19 protein-coding genes are annotated in these 20,499 nt (G+C 70.4%); 6 read left to right on the forward strand and 13 right to left on the reverse strand.

What is annotated here, in order from left to right; all coding sequences use genetic code 11:
• Nucleotides 1-273: 273 nt before the first annotated feature.
• From ACGFIK_RS03270 to ACGFIK_RS03280, 3 genes are all read left to right on the forward strand, one after another.
• Nucleotides 274-960 (forward strand): lytic polysaccharide monooxygenase, encoded by a 687-nt coding sequence (locus tag ACGFIK_RS03270; protein ID WP_393337448.1) that lies wholly within the window; start codon nucleotides 274-276, stop codon nucleotides 958-960.
• A 231-nt stretch (nucleotides 961-1,191) separates the two neighbouring features.
• Nucleotides 1,192-3,411: a choice-of-anchor J domain-containing protein gene (locus tag ACGFIK_RS03275; RefSeq protein ID WP_393337449.1), complete on the forward strand. Its 2,220-nt coding sequence runs from the start codon at nucleotides 1,192-1,194 to the stop codon at nucleotides 3,409-3,411.
• A 151-nt stretch (nucleotides 3,412-3,562) separates the two neighbouring features.
• Entirely contained in the window at nucleotides 3,563-3,916 is a 354-nt protein-coding gene (locus tag ACGFIK_RS03280; RefSeq protein ID WP_327022547.1) for a nitroreductase/quinone reductase family protein, read from the forward strand.
• 51 nt (nucleotides 3,917-3,967) lie between these two features.
• Here the strand turns inward: ACGFIK_RS03280 and ACGFIK_RS03285 are convergent, their stop codons facing one another.
• Nucleotides 3,968-5,194, reverse strand: coding sequence for a multidrug effflux MFS transporter (locus ACGFIK_RS03285; protein WP_393337452.1), 1,227 nt, complete (start codon nucleotides 5,192-5,194; stop codon nucleotides 3,968-3,970).
• Nucleotides 5,195-5,248: 54 nt separating this feature from the next.
• Between ACGFIK_RS03285 and ACGFIK_RS03290 the strand changes: the two genes are divergently transcribed.
• The gene (locus ACGFIK_RS03290; RefSeq protein WP_327022548.1) at nucleotides 5,249-5,692 is read left to right on the forward strand and encodes a MarR family transcriptional regulator; all 444 of its coding nucleotides are present in this window, start codon (nucleotides 5,249-5,251) and stop codon (nucleotides 5,690-5,692) included.
• A gap of 41 nt (nucleotides 5,693-5,733) precedes the next feature.
• Here the strand turns inward: ACGFIK_RS03290 and ACGFIK_RS03295 are convergent, their stop codons facing one another.
• From ACGFIK_RS03295 to ACGFIK_RS03305, 3 genes are all read right to left on the reverse strand, one after another.
• Nucleotides 5,734-6,114, reverse strand: coding sequence for a YciI family protein (locus ACGFIK_RS03295; RefSeq protein ID WP_327022549.1), 381 nt, complete (start codon nucleotides 6,112-6,114; stop codon nucleotides 5,734-5,736).
• A gap of 119 nt (nucleotides 6,115-6,233) precedes the next feature.
• Nucleotides 6,234-7,508: an RNA polymerase sigma factor gene (locus ACGFIK_RS03300; protein ID WP_327022550.1), complete on the reverse strand. Its 1,275-nt coding sequence runs from the start codon at nucleotides 7,506-7,508 to the stop codon at nucleotides 6,234-6,236.
• Between the two features lie 73 nt (nucleotides 7,509-7,581).
• Entirely contained in the window at nucleotides 7,582-8,685 is a 1,104-nt protein-coding gene (locus ACGFIK_RS03305; RefSeq protein WP_327022551.1) for a hypothetical protein, read from the reverse strand.
• 250 nt (nucleotides 8,686-8,935) lie between these two features.
• Between ACGFIK_RS03305 and ACGFIK_RS03310 the strand changes: the two genes are divergently transcribed.
• Nucleotides 8,936-9,160 carry a hypothetical protein gene (locus tag ACGFIK_RS03310; RefSeq protein ID WP_393337457.1) on the forward strand — a complete coding sequence of 75 codons (225 nt, stop codon included), beginning with the start codon at nucleotides 8,936-8,938 and terminating at the stop codon, nucleotides 9,158-9,160.
• Nucleotides 9,161-9,186: 26 nt separating this feature from the next.
• On the opposite strand, the gene ACGFIK_RS03315 is transcribed toward ACGFIK_RS03310, so the two are convergent.
• From ACGFIK_RS03315 to ACGFIK_RS03355, 9 genes are all read right to left on the reverse strand, one after another.
• A complete protein-coding gene (locus ACGFIK_RS03315) occupies nucleotides 9,187-9,513 on the reverse strand; it encodes an antibiotic biosynthesis monooxygenase family protein (protein ID WP_327022553.1) in 327 nt (108 codons plus the stop codon).
• Between the two features lie 55 nt (nucleotides 9,514-9,568).
• Entirely contained in the window at nucleotides 9,569-10,327 is a 759-nt protein-coding gene (locus tag ACGFIK_RS03320; protein WP_327022554.1) for a MerR family transcriptional regulator, read from the reverse strand.
• A gap of 37 nt (nucleotides 10,328-10,364) precedes the next feature.
• Complete coding sequence (locus tag ACGFIK_RS03325; RefSeq protein ID WP_327022555.1) at nucleotides 10,365-12,530, reverse strand: EAL domain-containing protein; 2,166 nt, start codon at nucleotides 12,528-12,530, stop codon at nucleotides 10,365-10,367.
• Between the two features lie 214 nt (nucleotides 12,531-12,744).
• Nucleotides 12,745-14,259: a hypothetical protein gene (locus ACGFIK_RS03330; protein WP_327022556.1), complete on the reverse strand. Its 1,515-nt coding sequence runs from the start codon at nucleotides 14,257-14,259 to the stop codon at nucleotides 12,745-12,747.
• Complete coding sequence (locus ACGFIK_RS03335; protein WP_327022557.1) at nucleotides 14,256-15,437, reverse strand: hypothetical protein; 1,182 nt, start codon at nucleotides 15,435-15,437, stop codon at nucleotides 14,256-14,258. The genes ACGFIK_RS03330 and ACGFIK_RS03335 overlap by 4 nt, the downstream gene beginning before the upstream one ends.
• A gap of 367 nt (nucleotides 15,438-15,804) precedes the next feature.
• Entirely contained in the window at nucleotides 15,805-16,644 is an 840-nt protein-coding gene (locus ACGFIK_RS03340; RefSeq protein WP_327022558.1) for an SRPBCC domain-containing protein, read from the reverse strand.
• Nucleotides 16,637-17,194, reverse strand: coding sequence for a helix-turn-helix domain-containing protein (locus ACGFIK_RS03345; RefSeq protein ID WP_327022559.1), 558 nt, complete (start codon nucleotides 17,192-17,194; stop codon nucleotides 16,637-16,639). The genes ACGFIK_RS03340 and ACGFIK_RS03345 overlap by 8 nt, the downstream gene beginning before the upstream one ends.
• A gap of 112 nt (nucleotides 17,195-17,306) precedes the next feature.
• A complete protein-coding gene (locus ACGFIK_RS03350; protein ID WP_327022560.1) occupies nucleotides 17,307-18,650 on the reverse strand; it encodes a class I SAM-dependent methyltransferase in 1,344 nt (447 codons plus the stop codon).
• Nucleotides 18,651-18,702: 52 nt separating this feature from the next.
• Nucleotides 18,703-20,085 (reverse strand): FAD-binding oxidoreductase, encoded by a 1,383-nt coding sequence (locus tag ACGFIK_RS03355; protein ID WP_327022561.1) that lies wholly within the window; start codon nucleotides 20,083-20,085, stop codon nucleotides 18,703-18,705.
• A gap of 106 nt (nucleotides 20,086-20,191) precedes the next feature.
• Here ACGFIK_RS03355 and ACGFIK_RS03360 point away from each other — a divergent pair, with 106 nt between their 5' ends.
• A complete protein-coding gene (locus ACGFIK_RS03360; RefSeq protein WP_327022562.1) occupies nucleotides 20,192-20,476 on the forward strand; it encodes a DUF427 domain-containing protein in 285 nt (94 codons plus the stop codon).
• The last annotated feature ends 23 nt before the right edge of the window (nucleotides 20,477-20,499 follow it).

The following is a 20,499-nucleotide window of genomic DNA, read 5'->3' on the forward strand; positions in this document are numbered from 1 at the left end:
GGGAAACTCTATACACGTCGCCACCACCTGTGGTGGATTTCCTTGGCGTCCCCTTGCCCGTTGTCGGCAACTACCGGTCAAGCGCGCGACGGCCGTAGCAAGCCGGACCCACACCTTCCGACGCAGACGAGGACAGAAGCACACCGTGGCGAACGAGCCAGATCAAAACCTCGCCAGCCCAACGTCAATAGACGATCGTTGCCAAATCGGGCGATGAGTGGCAGACTCAGCGCAAGCGCTCCCATCGACGTCCATGGATGTCTAGAACGGAGGATGCAAGTGCGATCACTCGAATCCGAACAGTCCGGCCGGCAGTCCCGGTCCGCTGCTCGCCGGCCCGCACGAGCGCTCGTCCTGCTGCTCGCCCTGGTGGTGGGGATGCTGCCCTGGGCCGGTACGGCCCAGGCCCACGGCACCATCGTCAACCCGGCCTCTCGTGCGTACCAGTGTTGGAAGACCTGGGGCAACAACCACATGAGCCCGCAGATGCAGCAGCAGGACCCGATGTGCTGGCAGGCCTTCCAGGCCAACCCGGACACCATGTGGAACTGGATGAGCGCGTTGCGCGACGGTCTCGGCGGGCAGTTCCAGGCCCGTACGCCGGACGGCCAGTTGTGCAGCAACGCCCTGTCGCGCAACAACAGCCTGAACCGGCCTGGGGCGTGGAAGACCACGAACATCAGCGGTAACTTCACCGTCCAACTGCACGACCAGGCGAGCCACGGCGCTGACTACTTCCGGGTCTACGTGAGCAAGCAGGGTTTCAACCCCGCTACCCAGCAACTCGGGTGGGGAAACCTGGACTTCATCACCCAGACCGGGCGCTACGCGCCGGCGCAGAACATCTCGTTCAACGTCTCGACCTCCGGCTACACCGGACACCACATTCTCTTCGTCATCTGGCAGGCGTCCCACCTCGACCAGGCGTACATGTGGTGCAGTGACGTGAACTTCGTCTAATCCACAATGGCCGATGCATTCGGCACACCGCCGGCCCAGGACCTTGGCCTCCTGGGCCGGCGGTGTTTTTTCTGTCGTCAAAGCCGCTGCGGCCGGGACGCGCGCCCCTTGCCTGATCGATGTCCTTGTGTTGAGGTCACGAAGACGCTCAATCAGCGTACGCAGATCAACTGATCCCGTTCGCGACCCAGCGTAGGGATCGGCTGGATCTTCCATCGATGAGGAGGTTCCATGGCCCGTCGCCGCTTTGCGGGGATAGCAGCAAGCGCCATTGTCCTACCGTTTCTCTATGTCATCGCCACACCGGCGGCCGCGTCAGCCGCTCCCGGCCCGCAGGTGGCGCCCAGCGCCGCCGCCGACACCGGCGGGCTCGTCAGCGACATCCGCGAGCTGACCCGCAAGGACTTCACCTTCAACGGCAAGCCGGTGGAGGTGCCGACCCAGTACCAGCCGCAGGCCCAGTCTCGCCGGACGCAGGCCGCGGCCGAGACCCCGCCGGTCGGGACCGTACGCAACTGGTTGGCCCTCGACGACTACCAGGGTGTCATGTACCTCAAGCCGTACACCCTGCGTGGGGTGGGCGACAACATCGAGGTGTGGGTGGCCAACGACACCGAGTTCCCGGAGGGCGACTGCCGTCGGCAGATCCCCAACTCGACGGTGATCACCGATGCCCAGGTCGACCGCCTGATCAGCGAATTCGACACGAACATGTACCCGAAGTCGATCGCGGCCTTCAGCACCCCGCCGGAGCGCGACGGCACCAACGCGGAGCTGGCCGGTGACTTCACCGGGGCCGGCAACCGTACGGTCACCCTCATCGACAACGTCCGGGACGACAACTTCTATGACTTCCCGGCCGCCCCCAGCTACATCGCCGGGTTCCACTTCTCGCTCTTCGACGAGCTGCTCGACCGCAACATCATGACGGTGGACGCCTTCGACTGGGCGCACCGCACCGGCGAGAACCCGCCGAACGAGCCCACGGACGACCTGTGCACCTCCCGGCCGGCCCGGCCGAACCTCTACGAGGGCGTCTTCATCCACGAGTGGCAGCACCTGGCGCACTACCACGCCGACCCCTTCGAGGGGATCTGGCTGAACGAAGGGCTGGCGGACTTCGCCCAGACCCTGGCCGGCTATGTGGACGCCCGGGCCCGGGTCGACCAGCCCGGTACGGACAGCCACATCCACTGCTTCCAGGGCTTCGGTACGGTCCAGACGCCGTACAACACCAACCCTCGGGACTGTGGTGGCCCGGAGAACTCGATCAATCTGTGGAACGAGGGCAGCACCAGCAGTGGGGTGCTGGCCGACTACGGCAACGCGTACTCCTTGATCCTCTTCCTGTACGACCGCTACGGCCTGGACTTCATCTCCCGGCTGCACCAGGACGGCGAGCTTCAGGGATTGGCCAGCCTGAAGGCGGCGCTGGCCGACGAGGGCGTCAAGGACATGTACAAGGTGCTGCACGACTACCAGACGATGAACCTGGTGGACCGGGTCGTGGGCAACTCGAAGCTGGGCATCATGCTCGGCGTCGACAAGCGGCGGGTGACCACGGCCAGCCTGAACGCCACCGTGAACCTGGACAACCCGGCCTCGTACGCGACTCCGGGAGCCGCGCCCAACGGTGCCGACTACGTGCAGTTGCGCAAGGCCAACGGCAAGCCGCTGGGCCGGGGCGACCTGCGTTCGATCAAGTTCCAGGGCGCTAAGACCCTGCCGGCGATCCCGCTGGCCTGGACGACGGTGAACAATGACCCGGATCGTCCGGGCAACTCGGTGATCTGGTCCGGCAACGGCAACAGCACGGACGCCGCCGCCGTCACCCCGGTCACCGTGCCGGCCGCCAACCCGACCCTGACCTTCCTGGCGAAGTACGGCGCGGAGATCGGCTACGACTACGGCTACGTCAGCGTCTCCACCGACGGCGGCAAGTCGTACACCCCGATCGCCGGGGACAAGACCGTCAGCGGTCCGCTGGGCCCGGCGCTCAACGGCACCACCGACGGGTTCGAGCCGCACTCGTTCGACCTGTCGGCGTACGCCGATCAGCAGATCCTGCTGAGCTTCCGGTACGTCAGCGACGGTGGGGTCAACGAGGGTGGTGTGCTGATCGACGACATCACCGTGGGCGGCACCCTGGTCAGCGACGGGTCGAGCCTGGCACCGTTCGACTCGCCCTCGGAGATCTACCCGACCCCGGTGGCGAACTGGAACGTGCGGTTCATCGGTCTAGACGAGAAGAACAAGATCGCCTACCAGCACGAGGTGAACGGCAAGTCGAGCTTCACCCTCGGTGCGGTGCCGACCCTGGCCCTGCTGGCCTTCCCGAAGGTGGTCGCGATCGTCGCCTACGACGACCCGACCGAGCAGGTCACCCAGTACGCGCCGTACAAGCTGACGGTGAACAACGTGGTCCAGCCCGGCGGCGGCCCGCTGAGCTGATCCAGCCGAGAGGGAACGCCCGGTGCCGCGACCTGCGGCGCCGGGCGTTTCCGTTCCGGGGACCGGGGCCCGAACCGGCGGCGCGCCCCTCCCACGCTGCCTACCCTGACGGGCGAGGGCATCGTCGCAGGGCAAGCTGCCGGAGGACACCATGACCAACGCGATCGGTGAGGCACTGTCGGGGGTACGCGAGGTCGAGCTGACCGTGACCGGCCGCAGGACCGGACGGCAGATTCCCCGCCCGGTGTGGTTCGTGCAGCACGACGACAACGTCTTCCTGGTGCCGGTGACCGGCTCGGACACCCAGTGGTACAAGAACGTCCAGCAGATCCCGATGGTCGAACTGGCGGTCGACGGTGCCTCGTTGAGTTCCAGCGCCACCCCGATCACGGACAGCCGGCAGGTCGAGGACATCGTGGCCATGTTCCGCGACAAGTACGGCTCCGACGAGTTCGACTCCCTCTACCCCAAGCACGACGTGGCGGTGCAGGTCCCCCTGGGCTGAGGCCGTGATGGGATGCTGTGGGTCGATGCCGGCTGAGCCGGGCAGGTGCGGTCAGCGGCGGCGGGCCAGGGTGAGCACCATCAGCAGCGATCCGGCGGCGCCGCCGAGGACCACCACGGCCATCGGCAGGGCGGTGCCCTCCCCACCCAGACCGACCAGCGGCGCGGCGGCGGCGGCGATCACGGCCTGGATGCCGCCGAGCAGGGCGGCGGCGGTGCCGGCGTGGCTGCCGTGCCGGTCCAGGGCCAGGGCGGTGCCGTTGGGCATCACCATGCCGAGCGAGCCCAGGAAGAGGAAGAGGGCGGCCAGGACCAGCGGCCGGGAGTCCAGCAGCACTCCGGCCAGCAGACCGAGGGCGGCCAGCAGGCCGAGGCTCAGGCCGGTGATCAGCAGTGGGCGGGGGTTACGCCGGTCGAGTAGTCGGGCGTTGAGTTGGCCGGTGGCGAGCATGGCCAGGGCGTTGAGGCCGAAGATCAGGCTGTAGGCACCGGTGGACAGGCCGAAGACGTCCTGGAGGACGAAGGAGGACCCGGAGAGGTAGGCGAAGAGTCCGGCGAAGGCCAGGCCCTGGGTCACGGTGTATCCCAGGTAGATGCGGTCGGTGAGCAGGGTGCGGGCGGCCCGGGCGATCGCGGCCAGGCCCCCGGCGTTCCGCCGGGTGACCGGCAGGGTCTCCGGTAGCCGCCAGATGACGACCGTGCCGAGCAGGACCCCGATGATGGTCAGGGCGACGAAGATGATCCGCCAGTTGCCGAGGCCGAGCAGCAGCCCACCGAAGGCGGGGGCGGCCATCGGGGCCAGGCCGAAGATCAGGGTGAGGCGGGAGAAGTACTTGGCGGCGGCGCGGCCGGTGTAGAGGTCACGGACGATGGCGCGGGCCACGACCGTGCCCATCCCGCCGGCGAAGCCCTGGAGGAAGCGGGCCGCGGCGAAGGTCTCCGCGGTCGGCGCGAGGGTGCACAGCAGCGACACCAGGGTGTACGCGGCCACCCCGACCAGCACCGGTCGGCGCCGCCCCCAGCGGTCGCTGAGGGGACCGGTGACGAGTTGACCGACGGCCATGCCGATCAGGCAGGTGGTCAGGGAGAGCTGGATGGTCGCCTGGCTGGTGGACAGGTCGCGGGTCATCTCGGGCAGGGCCGGCAGGTAGGTGTCCAGCGTCAGGGGCCCGATGGCGGTGAGGCTGCCGAGCAGCACCAGCAGCCCGAGGGCGGCCCGGCCGGTGGGTACGGCGACTCGGTCCGGCGCGGGGGCGGTGGGCATGACGGTCTGCGGCATGGCGGCTACGATAGCTCTGCCTACAGAGGCATTTGCCGGAGACGGGGGCGCACTGTGACGGAGGAGACCCTCGCCGAACTCGGCGTGGCCCTGGGTGACCTGCACCGGGTGCTGCGCCGCACGGCCAGTCAGCGCACCGGTCGGCGGGTGCTGCCGGACGCGCAGGTGGAGGTGCTGCGCCTGGTGCAGCGCCAGCCCGGGATCAGTGTCCGGGAGGCCGCCGAGCGCCTGGGCACGGCCGCCAACACGGTGAGCACCCTAATCAGTGGGCTGACCTCGGCGGGGCTGCTGAGCCGGGAGCGGGATCCCGGCGATCGGCGTACCGTCCGGCTGGGCCTGACCGAGGCGGCGCGGGAGCGGATGGCCGCCTACAGCCAGCACCGCAGCGACCTGCTGGCCGACGCCCTGGCGCAGTTGGACCCCGATGACCGGGAGCGGCTGCTGGCCGCCGCACCGGCGCTGTCCCGACTGGCCGACCAGGTGGCCGAGCACCGCTGAGGACCGGCTCGGTGGGCCGAGCCGGTCCCCTGCGACGGCGGTCAGGCCGGCGGGGCCAGATCCTCGAACTCGGTGACCCGGCGGACATCCACCTCGACCTCGGCACCGGCGGCGATGAAGATGTCCGTGAACCGCTGAGCCCACTGCATCGCCTCGGCCTTGTCCCGCACCTGGAGCAGGGCGAACCCGGCGATCAGTTCCTTGGTCTCGGTGAACGGTCCGTCGGTCACGGTCGCCTTGCCCCCGGTGACGGTGATCCGGCCGGAGTCCACACTGCTGGGCCGCAGCCCTTCGGCGGCGAGCAGGACACCGGCCTGGTTGGCCTCCCCCATGAAGGCCCCCATCCGGGCGATGAAAGCCTCGTCCGGCTGCCACAGCTCGGGGGTCTGCTCGTCCAGCTTGTGCATGATCATGTAACGCATCGGTCGTCCCTCTTCTGGTTCTCGTCGATCGGTGGGGCCTGTCAGGCGGGCTGTCACTGACGCGTCGGGCGGCCCGACCGGGATTCGACATCGCCGCCGGAATTTCTTCCGGAGTCTTCTCAGCGCCTCGGCGGCCCTCCGGCGGCACAGTCCGCCGCCCGGTCACGCAGCAGCCGCTGTTCCCGGGCATTGCCGGTCAGCTCGGCCGCCCGGGTGAACTCCGCGGCGGCCTCCGCGTAGCGGCCGAGCTTGGCCAACAGGTCACCGAGCACGGCCGGCAACAGGTGGTAGCGGGCCAGCACCGGGTCCTCGACCAGGGTGCGGGCCAGGGCCAGGCCGGCGGCCGGCCCTTGCGCGAAGGAGACCGCGACCGCCCGGTTCAGTTCCACCACCGGCGAGGGTGCCACCCGTGCCAGCGCGGCGTAGGTCGCCGCGATCCGTCCCCAGTCGGTCTCCTGGGGGGTGCCCGCCCGGGCGTGGCAGGCCACGATCTCCGCCTGAAGGGTGTACGGCCCAGGCTGGTCCCCGCTCGCCCGGGCCCGCTCCAGCGCCGCCAGGCCCCGGCGGATGAGCAGCCGGTCCCAGCGTCGGCGGTCCTGCTCCAACAACAGCACCGGTTCCCCGGCTGCGTCGGTGCGCGCCCCGGTCCGGGAGGCCTGGATCTCCAGCAGGGCGGCCAGCCCGTGCACCTCCGGCTCGTTCGGCATCAGGGCCTGGAGCATCCGGGCCAGCCGCAGGGCGTCCTCGCAGAGGGCCGGACGCATCCAGTCCTGCCCGGCGGTAGCGGCGTACCCCTCATTGAAGATCAGATAGGTGACCTCCAGGACGCTGGCCAGGCGCTGCGGGCGTTCGGCCACCCCGGGCACCTCGAAGGGCACCTTGGCCTCGGCCAGGGTCTTCTTGGCCCGGGTGATCCGCTGGGCCATGGTGGACTCCGGCACCAGGAAGGCCCGGGCGATCTCCTCGGTCTTCAGGCCGCCGACCATCCGCAGGGTCAGGGCGGCGCGGGCCTGGGGGGTCAGCACCGGATGGCAGGCGGTGAAGATCAGTCGGAGCAGGTCGTCGTCGATGGTCTCCTCGAAGGCCGCGTCGAAGTCCGGGGTGAAGGTCTCCGCGCCGAGGTCGCGGCCGAGTTCGGCGACCTTGCGATCGCGTACCTGCCGACGCCGCAGACCGTCGATGGCCCGCCGCTTGCCGACCGCGGTCAGCCAGGCACCCGGATTGTTCGGTATGCCGTCGCGCGGCCACTGCTCCAGGGCGGCGACCAACGCGTCCTGGGCCAACTCCTCGGCCCAGGAGATGTCGCGTACCAACCCGGCCAGGGCGGCGATCACCCGTGCGGACTCGATCCGCCACACCGCGTCGATGGTCCGATTGACCTCGGTGACTCCCATGGCCGCATCAGACCAAACCGGTCAGCCCCGGGCAACCATCCGCCGCAAGGAGGCCCGTTTCGCCGAACTTGGGTCAGGTGAAGACGGTACGGCGGACCCCGCCGTGCAGGCCGCACGCCTTGGGGCTGCCACCGGCCAGGCTGATCTTGCCGTTGGCGCACTGCACCAGGTGACCCCGTCCCTGCCAGAACCCGGGCACACAGTCGAAGTGCTCGCACACCTCGGGGTCCGGCTTGCGGATCCGCTCACCGGCGCAGAAGTCGTACCCCATCGGGTTGACCGGGGCGCCGCAGCGTCCCTGGGGGGTGGGGCTGGCGCGGCGGGCCGGCGGTGAGCCGGAGAGCCGGGGCGCCTTCGAGGTGGCGGCCGGGGCCGGGGTGGCGGCCACCGCCCGCTCCCGGCCGGTCGGGCCCGAGGGGCCGGAGTTGGCCAGGGCCAGCGGCACCAGCACGGCCAGGGCGACCGCCACCACCGCGGTCCGCCTACCGCCCGGCAGCAGGGCCGAGAGCCGGGCCTGGGCGGGGGTGGCGATGCCCGGTCGGCACGGACGGGCCTTGGCGTGCTCGGCGATCAGTTCGTCGAGCTGGGCGATCACCGCCTCGCGCTGCTCGATGGCGTCGGCGAAGGCCAGGGTCAGCAGGAACCGGAACTCGGCCGCCGCGTCGGCGGGCAGCAACACCCCGGAGGTACGCCGCCGGTCGAGCACCTGGATCAGGGTGACCGGGGCCTGCGGGTCGTGGGCCAGGCCGGAGATCCGCCCGTACGCCCAGTCCCGCCGGCCGCGCCCACCTAGCAGCACCAGCCGCCGGTTGGTGATCACCGCTATGCCGGCGTCGGTGGCTCGTACCCCCTCGGGCAGCCGGCGGTGCATCCGCCGGGGCACCTCTCCGACGGTCAACTCCGGGGCGGGCAGCACGGCGATGTGCCGTACCTCCACCAGGCGGGCCGCCGGCACCACCCGGAGCACGATCTCGTCGGGGCCCAGTTCCAGCGGCAGCCCGGCACCCGCTGCGGCGGAACCGTGGCACTGTTCGGCCAGCGTACGCAGCCGGCGCAGTTCCTCGTCCCGTCGCCGCCAGGCCCCCTCGGCGCTGCGGAACAGCCGCCGTCGGCGCTCGTTCTGCCGGCGCGCCCACCGGTACCGCCAGGTCGAACCCGTCGAATCAGTCCTCGCCACGCCGACTCCTTCGCCGCGCATGTAGGCAACCGCAGGCCAGCAGAGGGGGTGTCACAGTGATTAACGGCGCAGGTCACCACCATGGACACGGCTGACCTGGGACGAATTACCCGATCGGGGGATTAACAAGGACGAGTTGGTGGTTTAACTCCTCCTGTCCGCCTTCGGACAAGGCCGGGTGTGACGCATCCAGCAGCGGTAGCGCCAATCAAGCGAACGAGTGGACGGACCCGTCGCCGAGGGCGGACGGGTGCATGACGAACGGCGCCACGAGATGAGCATCCCGACCCGCCGGCTCGACCGGGACACCGCCGACCTGCTCCTCGACGGCGATTCGAACGCCCTCAACCGGGCCGGACGGCTAGCCGCCCTGCTGCGGGCGCTGTGCGGGCCCGCCCGTCCCCACGAACTCGCCGGGGAACCCGCCGCGGTGGCCGCCTTCCTGGCCCGGCTGACCCGGCGGCGTCCCCCGTGACCCCCGCCGCAGACCGACGGCAGGGGTCAGGGTGACTCGACCTCGATGATGCGGAACCGGTGCACCTCGGCGCCGACGATGGCGACCTGCTGCTCCGGTTCCGGGCCGGAAGCGCGGAAGTCCAACAGTTGCTCCTCGGACTCCCACCGCTCGTAGACGTTGATCCGTCCCGGCTCCACCAGATCGGCGCTGATGGCGAAATCCACACAGCCGGGTGCCGACCTGGCCTGCTTGACGATCTCGACACAGGTGGCCAGGTAGTCGTCCCGCTCGACGGGATCGACATACAACGTGCCGGCGACTATCAACACCTTCGGACCTCCGCGGATCGGGACATCGACCACGCCAGTCATACTCCCCCGCCCCGACATCTCCCGGCCCTCGAACCGGCGATCAGCCACCCCCAGGTCACGCCCGGGTGATCGCGTTGGCGTGGATCGCCTCGTTCAGGTACGCCCCCAACCCCGGCGCCATGGCCTCGTAATGGGCCAGGAACCGCTCGTCGGCGACATACATGTCGGCCAGCCCGGTGTGGATCTCGTACGAGCACTCGTAGAACCATCGGCTGATGTGCTGCCGGTGCTCCTCGGCCAACTCCATCGCCGCCGGGCTGTCCGCCGGGGCCCCGGAGGCCATCAGCGCGACCATCCGCCGCCCCCAGTCCTCGGACTCCTCCTTGATCCGCAGCCAGTCCGCCTTGGCGTAGCCGGACACCCGACGATTCGACTCCCGGAACTCCTGCGTGCCGCCCCAGCGCTGCTCCGCCTCCTCGGCATGCGCCTCCGGCTCGAAGTCACCGAACACCTCGAAACGCTCCTGCGGGGTCAGTGGAATGTTCAACTTGCTCGCCTCCATCGCAAACTCGATCGCCGTGACCATCTCCTGCAACCGCTTGATCCGTACCGTCAGCAGCTCGTGCTGGCGGCGCAGATGCGCGTCCCGGTCACCGGCCGGGTCGGCGAGGATCTCGGCGATCTGTTCCAGCGGGAACCCCAGCTCGCGGTAGTACCGGACCAGTTGCAGCCGCTCCAGGTCCGCCTCGCTGTAGCGGCGGTAGCCGGCGGCGGTGCGCCCGCTGGGCGACAGCAACCCGATCTGGTCGTAGTGGTGCAGGGCCCGCACGGTCACCCCGGCGAGCTTGGCGACCTGACCCACGGTGTACGCCATGGTTCCCTCCCTTCGGCAACCACGGTCCCGCCTGCCGTTACGTGAGGGTCAAGTCCGATTCTGCGACATCGGCCACGGGGGCGGGGCCGCAGCGGGCCAGGACGGTACGCAACTCGTCCAGGGCGGCGGGCCGCCCGTACCGGTAGCCCTGCCCCTGCACGCAGCCGATCGCGGCCACCGCGTCGTGCTGCCGCTCGGTCTCCACCCCCTCGGCCACCACCCCCAGGCCGTACGCCCCGGCCAACCGGGTGACCATCTCCACCGTGGCGTACGCCCGGGTGTCCTCGGAGAGCCGGGCCACGAAGGACCTGTCGATCTTCAACTCGGTGGCCGGGATCCGGTGCAGGTAGCTCAGCGAGGAGTAGCCGGTGCCGAAGTCGTCGATGGCGATCCGGATGCCCAGCTCACGGAGTTGACTCAGCCGGTCGAGCACCGCCTCGCTGCCCTCGATCAACGCCGACTCGGTCAGCTCCAGGGTCAGGGCCCGCGGGGCCAGTCCGGCCCCCGCGGTGGCCTCGGTGACGGTGGCGATGAGATCCGGTCGGCGCAGGTGGGAGGCCGCGATGTTCACCGCCACGGTGGCCGCCGGAACCCGGTCCTGCCAGGTGGCCGCCGCCCGACACGCCTCCTGGATCACCCACCGGTCGATCGGCAGGATCAGCCCGGTCTCCTCGGCCAGCGGCAGGAACCGCCCCGGGCTCAGGGTGCCCAGCCGGGGATGACGCCACCGCACCAACGCCTCGGCGCTGCGTACCGTGCCGGTGGCCAGGTCCACGATCGGCTGGAACTCCAGGTGCAACTGCTGCTCGTCGACCGCCCGCCGCAGGTCGGCGATCAGCTCCGCCCGGCTGACCGCGGACTCCCGCAGGGCCGGGGTGCACCGCCGGTACGCCGACTTGCCGGCCGCCTTGGCCGCGTACATCGCGATGTCGGCATCACGCAGCAGATCCGTGTACGACTCGTGCTGCGGCCCGTACTCGGCGATGCCGATGCTGGCCGAGGGGTGGACCCCGACCACCTCCTCCCCGGCCGAGGGGTGCAGGGAGGCCAACAACCGCTCCGCCAACCCCTCCGGGGTGGCCGCGCGACCGGTGACCAGCACCGCGAACTCGTCCCCACCGATCCGGGCGATCAGCCCGTCGTCGGCCACCGCCCCCCGCATCCGGCTCGACAGGCCGGTCAGCAGGTTGTCCCCGGTGGTGTGCCCGAACCGGTCGTTGACCTGCTTGAAGCCGTCCAGGTCGAGCAGCAGGACGGCGACCGGCTGGGCACCACCCAGGGCGGACCGCAGCCGGCGGATGAAGGCCAACCGGTTGGGCAACCCGGTGAGCTGGTCGACATAGGCGAGTTGCCGCAGCCGCCCCACCAGACGCAGGTTCTCGTTGGCCGCCAGGATCTGTCGCACCGCCAACGCCGCCAGCAGGGCCAGCAGGGCCAGGAAGACCGGCAGCGGGCTGTGCCCGGAGACGTCCCGGGCCAGCAGGGCCGCCACGATCACCCCACCCACCGGCAGGTACGGCAGGGTCACCCGCCACCACGGCGGCAGCGGCGCCTCGCTGGCCTCCTCGCCCTGATCACACCGCTGCGGGGCGGGAAGCAGGGTGGCCGCCCCGATCAGCAGGTAGCTCAGCGGCCAGAGCACGTCGACCAGGGTGCCGGTCTGGTAGGTGCCGGCGGCCATCCAGGACACGTACATGGCGTCGGCCACCAGGGCCACGTTGCGGAACAGCAGCAGCCAGCCGATCGGAATCAACGCCAGCCCGACGATCAACCCGTCGAGCAGGGCCAACGCCCGCCCCAGGGAGGTACGCGGCGCGGTCAGCGCACACAGCACCGCTACCGTCCCGGTCAGCAGACTCGCCGTGAAGATCAGCCCGACCGGCAGGGTGTGCGGCAGTTCCTGACCGGCCAGCCGTTGGACGGTCCACAGTGCCCGGCCGGCCACCGAGAGCAGCATGGTGGCGGCCAGCAGCAGCCAGAACCGACGCAACGGCCGCGGATGCCGGCGGGCGGCCCCCACACAGGCCAGTGCCGCCCAGCCGGCCACGATGAGCGCACCGAGGTCACTGACCAGGGCCGCACCCGGCAGGGCCAGGGCCAACCAGATGGTCTCGACGGCCACGACCGCGCCTGCGGCGAGCACCCCGACGCGGGCTGACCGGGACTGCCCGGCCGACCCCGCAGGTGCCTGCTCGATGTCCATCCGCGACACGTCGTGGCTCCGGCTTTCTCTCGATCGCGCACCCTCGACGGCGAGGACCGGTCCTGGCAAATCCGGAAAAGACTAGCCATGCCGACGACCGCGCCGCCAGATCCAGCCGGGCGGAGTCCGCAACCCGACGGACCCTGCGATCAATTGATCATCGTCATCGGTTAGCGGGAGGCCACGCTGGGCGACGATCACCTGCCCCCGGGGTCTATCTCCACTCCTCCTCGGGGCGCGGCAGATGTTCCGACCACCCTTCGCCGGTCGGGCCGGGAGGACCCCCGTGGGTCCAGGGGGTCTCCTCCACCGCCGGGAAGGTCCCGGCCGGTACGTACGCCTCACTGAGGGTGGTGTAGCACAGCCGCTCCCCCACCTCAGGCACGCTGCCCGGGGTGGCGGTCAACCCGCGACCCATCCCGCCGGAGAGCTCCAACACCACCTCGGTCCTGCCCTCGGCCCCCGGAGTCACGAAGACCACCCGCGCCTTCTGCCCCGGCCGAGTCGGGCTGGACAGCGCCGCACCGACCCCCACCAGCACCGGATCGGTGGTGACCACCTGGATCCGAGGACGCAACACCGGCCGTCGACCACTGTCGTCGACCCGCCCCGGATCGGCCAACACCACCTCCCCGACGAAGGCCTCCCCGGTCAACCGGTACTCGGCCATCACCAACGGATCGTCGTAGGCGCGCTGCACCGCGTACCGGGCTGCGGCCCGTTCCAGCCGATGCAGCCGGGCGGCCGCCGCCACCGCACCGTCGCGGCGCGGTTGGGGTGCACCCTCGGCGTCGACATGCTCGGCGTAGGCGGTGAAGGCGTCCCGGTCACCCTCCCACCGGGCGGGCACCCGGGCGCCGGGCGGCAGCGCCCGCAACAACCCCACCCCGCGCCACATCAGCTCCCAGGTGGGCGTCAACTGGTCGCGCAGCAACTTCTCCAGCTCCGCGTACGCCTCACCCCGGGCCACCTCGTCCGCCTCGGCGGCCGCGTACGCCTCGATGGCCGGGGCCAGCCGCTCGTTGTCGAAACCCGGGTCGGTGGCCGGACCGGCGGGCGGACACCGGACCGGATCCTCGGCGTACGCCGCCGCCTCGGCACCGGTCATCCCGGACGGCGGGGCGATCCACCCGAGCAGGGCCGGCAGGTGCAGGTCCTCCACCGCGCTCTGCCCGGTAGCCCAGTGCAGACTCAACGCCTGGGTCATCGCCACCAGGGTCGCCGAGCCCGGATGCTCGGCCCGCTCGGCGAAGAAGGTCAGCCACCGCCCCAGCAACGGCACCTGCGGCGGCACCGGATACTCCCCGTCGACCCGCCGGAACCGGGTGGCCCGACCCAGCAGCCGCAGGAAGGTAACCCCGGCCGGATTCGGCACCAGCACCTGGGGTGCGTCCAGGTAGCGGTACCGCACCTCCCGTCCCCGGTCGACCGACACCGCCTCGTTGGCGCCCTGATGAGAGTCCACATAGGGCAGTACAGTGGCCGCCAACTCGGCCACGAAGGCGAACCGCTGATCCCGGTTACGCGGCTGCGGCACGATCAGCAGCCGCCCCTCGCCCGGTGCCGCGCCGACCATCGCCGCCAGCGGGGCGTTCGCCTCCCCCGCCATGGCCAGGGGCACCAACACCAGGGGCCGCCGCGACAGATGCAGGTGCCGGACGGTGGCGACCGGCTGGGCCACCCCGGCGGCCACCGCCTGCGCCGCCGCCAACGCCCGCAAGCTACTCATGCCGCCCCACCGAGGGCTTCGGTGCGCAGGCGGGCGGCGGTGCGGAGCAGGGTCGCGGCCTCGGCCCGCTGGGGGTCGGCCACCGGGTCACCGGCGGCCAGCGCCAGAACCTCCTCCACCCGGTCGATGCCGCCGAGGGCCTCGCGGACCGGACGGCCCAGCGCCCCGGTCTGCCCGCGCGCCTCGTGCCGACAGAAGTACGCCAACTCGCAGGCGGCCAGGCAATCCGGGGCGTAGCGGGCCGGCACCTGGGACAGCGCCGCTACCAGGGCCGCCGGGTCAGCGGCCGGATCGGCGGTGAAATCGGCGGGTACGGCAGCCAGCAACTCGTCGAGCTGATCCATCCGGTCCAGTTGTCGGCGTACCACCAGCAGTTGCTTGCGGACGTCCAGCAGGTGGGCCACCGGCTGGTTGGTGAAGTCGCGCGGGCAGATCAGCACCACCTCGTGCGACACCAGCTGCGGATCGTGCCCCCGCGCGGCGAGCAGCTCCCGCAGGGCCAGCACGTACACCGCCGACTGGATCGCCGCGGCGGCCAGCTTGGCCCCGTCGGCCTGCCCGTCGACGACCGGGAAAGACTTGATCTCGACCACGTGGAACCGGCCGCCCAGCCGCGCGGCCACCAGGTCCGGTTCCAGATGCACCCGCCGCCCGGCGACCTCCAACCCCAACAACGGATGATCGAACAACGCCGCAGCCTGGGCCTGGTCCGGGTCCGCCTGGCCGGGCGTCGATGCCGGGTCGATGCCCTGCGCCTGGCCCGGGACCGGCACTTCCGGCTCGTGCACCTGCGGTGTCACGGCTGCGGTGAGCAGGGCGGCGGAGCGCTGCGCCCGATCGGCCACCTCCTCGCCGGCACCGAGATCGGTCCAGCTAGCCACCGCCGGCACCGCGACCCCGAGCCGCTCGGCCACCAGGCGCAGCAACTCGGCACCCCCGTCGGCCTTCACCTGCGCCTCGAACGCGTTACCCCGGGTGATGGCGAACCGGGATTGGCCGAACCGGGCGGGAAAGCCAATCCGCTCGGCCACCGACGGCTTGTCCACCCCAGCCCCGTCCAGGATCGCCCGGCGGTTGCAACCCGGGTTACCGGTCAACGCCGCGATCGTCCGGGCGTTGTGCCGCCGCGGCGGCAATCCACCCCGAATCGCCGCCAACCGCTGCTCGCTGCTCGTCACGACACGCCACCCTAGCCGTTACCTCTCAGTGCGTTTTGGTGAGCACATGATTGGTAGTCCCGCCTTGCGGTGGGACGGTCCCGGTCTGACCGACTGGTGTCGTGCCGGGTTCATAGAGCGCCAAAGACTGCTGACATCACCGCAGTTGTCAATCCCCACCCTCCCCGCCACCCCTCCCCCGCGCCCCACCCCCCGCCCTCACCCCGCCGATCTAGCACTTCCGGTCGCCAATACACGCTCACGCCCGAAACACCCCGTTGATCATGAGGTTGACGGCAGTGTGGAGATCAACGACTGCCGCCAACCTCATGATCAACGGGGCGAATCGGCGCGGGAGGGTGGGGGTGGGGTGGGGGGAGAGAGCGGGTTAGGGGGTGGGGAGCCAGATGGGTTGCCAGTTGGGGATCTCGTGGAAGCGGCGTAGTTCGGCTAGGCCGGAGACGGAGCCGGACCAGGCGGCGTACGGAGGGTTCTGCTCGTCGAAGCCGCTCTGCACGAAGGTGAGCCTGGTCTTGCCGTCGGACTCGGCCAGTTCAAAGGTCGTCACGCCGGGTGCTCCCCAGTCGACGGACATCCGCCGGCCCGGCTCCAGGTCGACGATCTTGGCGGCGTCACCGTGCTCGAGGCCGCCCATGGCGTACCGGCCACCGACCCAGGGCTCGATGCCGATCGGGTAGCCGAACCAGGCGGTCACCTGCTCCGAGTCGGTAAGCGACTCCCAGACCTTGTCGGCCGGGGCGTTGATGACCATTTCGGCGCGGAAATCGGCGCTGGTGAAGTCCGTCTTCGGCAGCAGTGGGCTGCCTTCCAGGTGGGCGCCCAGGTTGGCGGTCGCCAGCGCCCAGTAGGTCAGGAGCACCCCCCGGATGCTGGTGCCGTTGACGACGTCGTTGAAGTCGTAGTGGGTCTGCGACAGGTGCAGCACGGTGACGTCCGGCCCGTCCGGACTCAGGGTGATCTCGGTGGTGGTCTCCTCACCGTCGAGTAACCAGGCGAAGCGCAGCCGCTCGTCGTCGACGTGCAGCAGTCGCTGGTGCGGGGCCTCGCCCTCGGGGGTGTAGCGGCCCCAGAACTCGTACCGCTTCGGCAGGTCGACCTCAACATGCTCGGCCAGCCAGATCCGCAACTCGGCCGGATCGGTCAGGGCTTGGTGCACCCGCGCGATCGGTGCGGTCAGGCGTACGGCGAAGGTCATCGGTTCAGTCACGGTCGGTCTCCTTCGGGTAGCAGGCCACGGCGAGTTTGAAGGCGTCACCTTCGGCGCCGCCGTAGCGGGTGAACAACTCCTGTAACGCGGACTGGAGGTCGTGCAGGAATTCCTGCCGGCGCTCGGCCGGCACCCGGATCTCGCCGGAGACGCCGATCGAGGGCAGTTCGGGTGCGCTGCGGTCGAGGGCGGCGACGTCGGCCTGGACCTCTTCCATCAGGTCCAGCAGGTAGCCCAGGCTCAACTCGTCGCGGGTGCGACGCAGCCCGATCCGCCCCACCACCCGGGGCGAGAGCCAGTACGACCGGGCGGCGGCCTGGTAGATGCCCTCGGTGATGCCGCGGACCTTGCGCTGGTCGACCTGCTCCACCAGCCCGGCCCCGACCAGCTGCTTGACGTGGTAGTAGACCCGCTGCGGGGTCTGCTCCAGTCGGGCGGCCACCTCGGTGCAGGTGCGCGGCTCGGCCAACTGCCGCAGCACCTCGACACGCTGCGGCTTGAGCAGGGTCTCGGCCTGCTCGATCTGCTCCAGGTACAGGACGTCTCTCATGGCAAAAATCAGCTTGTACGTACAAAATCTGTTTGTCAATCGATTCGACGAAGGCCGCGCCGGGCGATTCCGACGCGGCCTTCATCGATCAGGAGGTCAGGAGATCAGTGGGTCAGGCCAGCCAGTCCGGGCGCAGCGGGTAGCCGTTCACCCCGTCGGGGCCGTTGCGGGTGGCCACGACCTGGTGCAGTTGGATGCCGTTGCGTTCGAAGGCCAACCGCGAACCGGCCATGTAGAGCCCCCACACCCGGGCCGTGCCGGTGCCCACCTCGCCGACGCAGAAATCCCAGTGCTCGACCAGGTTGCGGCACCAGGCCGCCAGGGTCAGGGCATAGTGCTGGCGCAGGTTCTCCTCATGGTGCACCTCCAGCCCGACATCGTGGATCTCGCTGATCAGCCGACCCGGGCCGGCCAACTCGCCGTCCGGGAAGACGTACCGGTCGATGAAGGCTCCGGAGCGGTGCGGCGCCCGGTTGTCCGCCCGGGTGATGCAGTGGTTGAGCAGACGCCCCTCCGGCCGCAGCCGGTCGGCCAGGGCACCGAAGTACGCCGGATAGTTGCGGACCCCGATGTGCTCGGTCAGGCCGATCGAGGAGACCGCGTCGAACTGCTCGGGTGGGGCGTCCCGGTAGTCCAGGTGCCGCACCTCGGCCAGCCCGGTCAAGCCCTCCCGCTCGATCGCGGCCTGGGCCCACTGCGCCTGCGCCCGGGACAACGTCACCCCCAGGGCCTTGACCCCGTACTCCCGGGCCGCGTGCCGGACCATGCCGCCCCACCCGCACCCCACATCCAGCAGCCGCATCCCCGGGCGCAGCGCCAGCTTGCCCGCCACCAGGTCGTACTTGCTGGCCTGGGCCTGTTCCAGGGTGTCGTCGGGGCTGCGGTACACCGCGCAGGTGTAGGTCATCGAGGGTCCCAACACCTTCTCGTAGAAGGCGTTGGACACGTCGTAGTGGTGGGAGATGGCGCTGCTGTCGCGCAGGCGCGAATGCCGCAGCCCACTCATCACCCGCTTCCAGCGCGGCACCGCCTCCTGCGGCGGGGGCGGCGGCGGCAGCAGGCGCTCCCAGCCCAGCTCGCGTACCAGGGCCAGCCCCTCGGCCAGGGCCGGTGGGCGCAGCCGCAACTCGTCCTTGAACACCCGCAACGCCTCGTAGGGATCGCCCGGGTGCACCCCCTGGATGGCCAGATCCCCGCTGACGTACGCCCGCGCCATGCCCAGGTCACCCGGAGCGGTGAGCAGGTACGACAGCCCTCGCTCGGTGCGGATCGACAGGGTGATGCCGGAATCGGTGGGCCCGATGGCGCTGCCGTCGTAGCCGGTGACCCGCACCGGCAGGGGTCCTGCGGTGACCGCCCGGACGACGTCCGCCACGGTCGGTCCGCGCCGCCCGGACCCCGGCGGCGGGGTGGCGGCGGCGCCGGCTGTTCCCTGGTCTCGGTCCGTCAGGCTCATGCCGGCACTCCGTTCCGCGCCGCATCCACGCCGAGCCTGATGATTCGCTCGCTCATGCTCGTGCTACCGCCTTTTCGTACAGTCCGGTGAGGCGATGCTCCGGGTCGTACCGGTCCCGCACGGCACGCCATGTGTCGCCGCCGTAGAGCCGGTCGAACGCATCCCGGTCGTAGTACGCGTCGGAGTAGAGCGACTTGTGCCCGCCCACCTCCGACACCGCGCGCTCGATCTCCCGGTTGACGTCGCCGTCGGCGGCGCCCTCGGCGATCGGCACAGTTCCCCAGAACCCGATGTTGACGTAGTCCTGCGCCGGCCGTAGTGGATACAGGGGCCAGGACCGGGCCGATCCGGCGCCCGTCGGCTCACGCAGCCGCAGCGGGCACAACCACACCGGGGTCATCCGCACCCGGTCGGCGAACCAGTGCAGGAATTCCGCCGTACGCTCCAGCGGAATCTCCACGTCCTGCACCACTCGCTCCCGGGCCGGCTGGCCGCGCCAGCGGTCGATCCGGGCGGCCACCTGATGCCGGTGCTCCAGGCGCACGATGCGGTGGTAGACGTCGCTGCGCCGCCACCGCGCCGGCCACAGCCGTCGTACCACCGGATGCTGCACCCCGAAGGCGGCCGAGCACCAGAACCAGTCCGTGTCCCAGCGCCACAGGTAGTCGTGGGTGGTCAACGCATCGTCCCGGCGTCGCCGCAACGAGCGGTAGTAGATCTCCTGCCCGGTGTAGTCGGACACCGCCGGCACCTCGTCGGTGAAGGTGCCCAGCACCAGGTACGCCTCCTCGGGGCTGAACATCACCCCGTCCAGGGCGTCCACCGGCTGCCCTTCCCAACTGCGATCGGCCGTGATCTGGCCGATCGCGTCGGTCAGCTCGGCCAGGTCGGTGAAGCGCACATTGCGCAGGGCGACGAAGCGGCGGACCGGCTGGAGCTCGATGCGCAGTCGGGTGGCGTAGCCGAGGCTGCCCAGCGAGTTGGGGAAGGCCGCGAACAGGTCGGCGTGCTCCCCCTCAGGCCGGGCACTGATCACCTCCCCGGCACCGGTCAGCACGTCCAGCTCGATGACGGACTCGTGCGGCAGGCCGTTGCGGAAGGAGGTCGACTCGATGCCCAGCCCGGTCACCGCCCCACCCAGGGTGATGGTGCGCAACTGGGGCACCACCAAGGGCATCAGCCCGTACGCCAGGGTCGCCTCGACCAGCCGTTCGTAGGTGCACATGCCCTGCACCTCGGCGGTGCGGGCGACCGGGTCGACCCCCAGGACCCCGTCCAGCCCACTGACGTCCAACCCGGTGGTGCGGGGTGCGTTACGTGGACGGAACAGGTTGGAGGTGCGCTTGGCCAGCCGAACCGGTTGACCCGGTGGCACCGCATGGTACGACCGTCGCAGCTGGGCAACCGCCCAGTCGTGATCACGCACAGCGTGCATGGGATCACTTTACGCGCCGACGATGCGTGGGGATGTCCCTGAGGGCATTTCGGATTCGCCGTGTCTGCGGTATCCGCCGACGGTGCGGCGACCTAGCGTTGGAGTCATGCCGAAAGCTGTCTGGAACGACCTGATCATCGCCGAGAGCGAGGACACCGTGGTGGTGGAGGGCAACCACTACTTCCCCCGCTCGGCCCTGCGGGAGGACCTGCTCCGCGCCTCCGACACCCACACCTTCTGCCCATGGAAGGGCACCGCCTCCTACTACACCCTGGAACACGCGGGCCGGACCAGCGCCGACGCGGTCTGGTACTACCCACAACCGCTGCCGGAGGCGGAGATGGTCCGCGACCGGGTGGCCTTCTGGAAGGACGTACGGGTCGTCGACTGAGTCACCGCGGCAGGGGGTGGTCG

The sequence above is a fragment of the Micromonospora sp. NPDC048871 genome (assembly GCF_043198155.1).
Taxonomy (GTDB): Bacteria; Actinomycetota; Actinomycetes; order Mycobacteriales; family Micromonosporaceae; genus Micromonospora.

Coding starts and splice junctions, on each gene's coding strand:
- ACGFIK_RS03270 (WP_393337448.1), top strand. CDS start 274: ATGCAAGTGCGATCACTCGAATCCGAACAGTCCGGCCGGCAGTCCCGG.
- ACGFIK_RS03275 (WP_393337449.1), top strand. CDS start 1,192: ATGGCCCGTCGCCGCTTTGCGGGGATAGCAGCAAGCGCCATTGTCCTA.
- ACGFIK_RS03280 (WP_327022547.1), top strand. CDS start 3,563: ATGACCAACGCGATCGGTGAGGCACTGTCGGGGGTACGCGAGGTCGAG.
- ACGFIK_RS03285 (WP_393337452.1), bottom strand. CDS start 5,194: ATGCCGCAGACCGTCATGCCCACCGCCCCCGCGCCGGACCGAGTCGCC.
- ACGFIK_RS03295 (WP_327022549.1), bottom strand. CDS start 6,114: ATGCGTTACATGATCATGCACAAGCTGGACGAGCAGACCCCCGAGCTG.
- ACGFIK_RS03300 (WP_327022550.1), bottom strand. CDS start 7,508: ATGGGAGTCACCGAGGTCAATCGGACCATCGACGCGGTGTGGCGGATC.
- ACGFIK_RS03315 (WP_327022553.1), bottom strand. CDS start 9,513: ATGACTGGCGTGGTCGATGTCCCGATCCGCGGAGGTCCGAAGGTGTTG.
- ACGFIK_RS03320 (WP_327022554.1), bottom strand. CDS start 10,327: ATGGCGTACACCGTGGGTCAGGTCGCCAAGCTCGCCGGGGTGACCGTG.
- ACGFIK_RS03325 (WP_327022555.1), bottom strand. CDS start 12,530: ATGGACATCGAGCAGGCACCTGCGGGGTCGGCCGGGCAGTCCCGGTCA.
- ACGFIK_RS03330 (WP_327022556.1), bottom strand. CDS start 14,259: ATGAGTAGCTTGCGGGCGTTGGCGGCGGCGCAGGCGGTGGCCGCCGGG.
- ACGFIK_RS03345 (WP_327022559.1), bottom strand. CDS start 17,194: ATGAGAGACGTCCTGTACCTGGAGCAGATCGAGCAGGCCGAGACCCTG.
- ACGFIK_RS03350 (WP_327022560.1), bottom strand. CDS start 18,650: ATGAGCCTGACGGACCGAGACCAGGGAACAGCCGGCGCCGCCGCCACC.
- ACGFIK_RS03355 (WP_327022561.1), bottom strand. CDS start 20,085: ATGCACGCTGTGCGTGATCACGACTGGGCGGTTGCCCAGCTGCGACGG.
- ACGFIK_RS03360 (WP_327022562.1), top strand. CDS start 20,192: ATGCCGAAAGCTGTCTGGAACGACCTGATCATCGCCGAGAGCGAGGAC.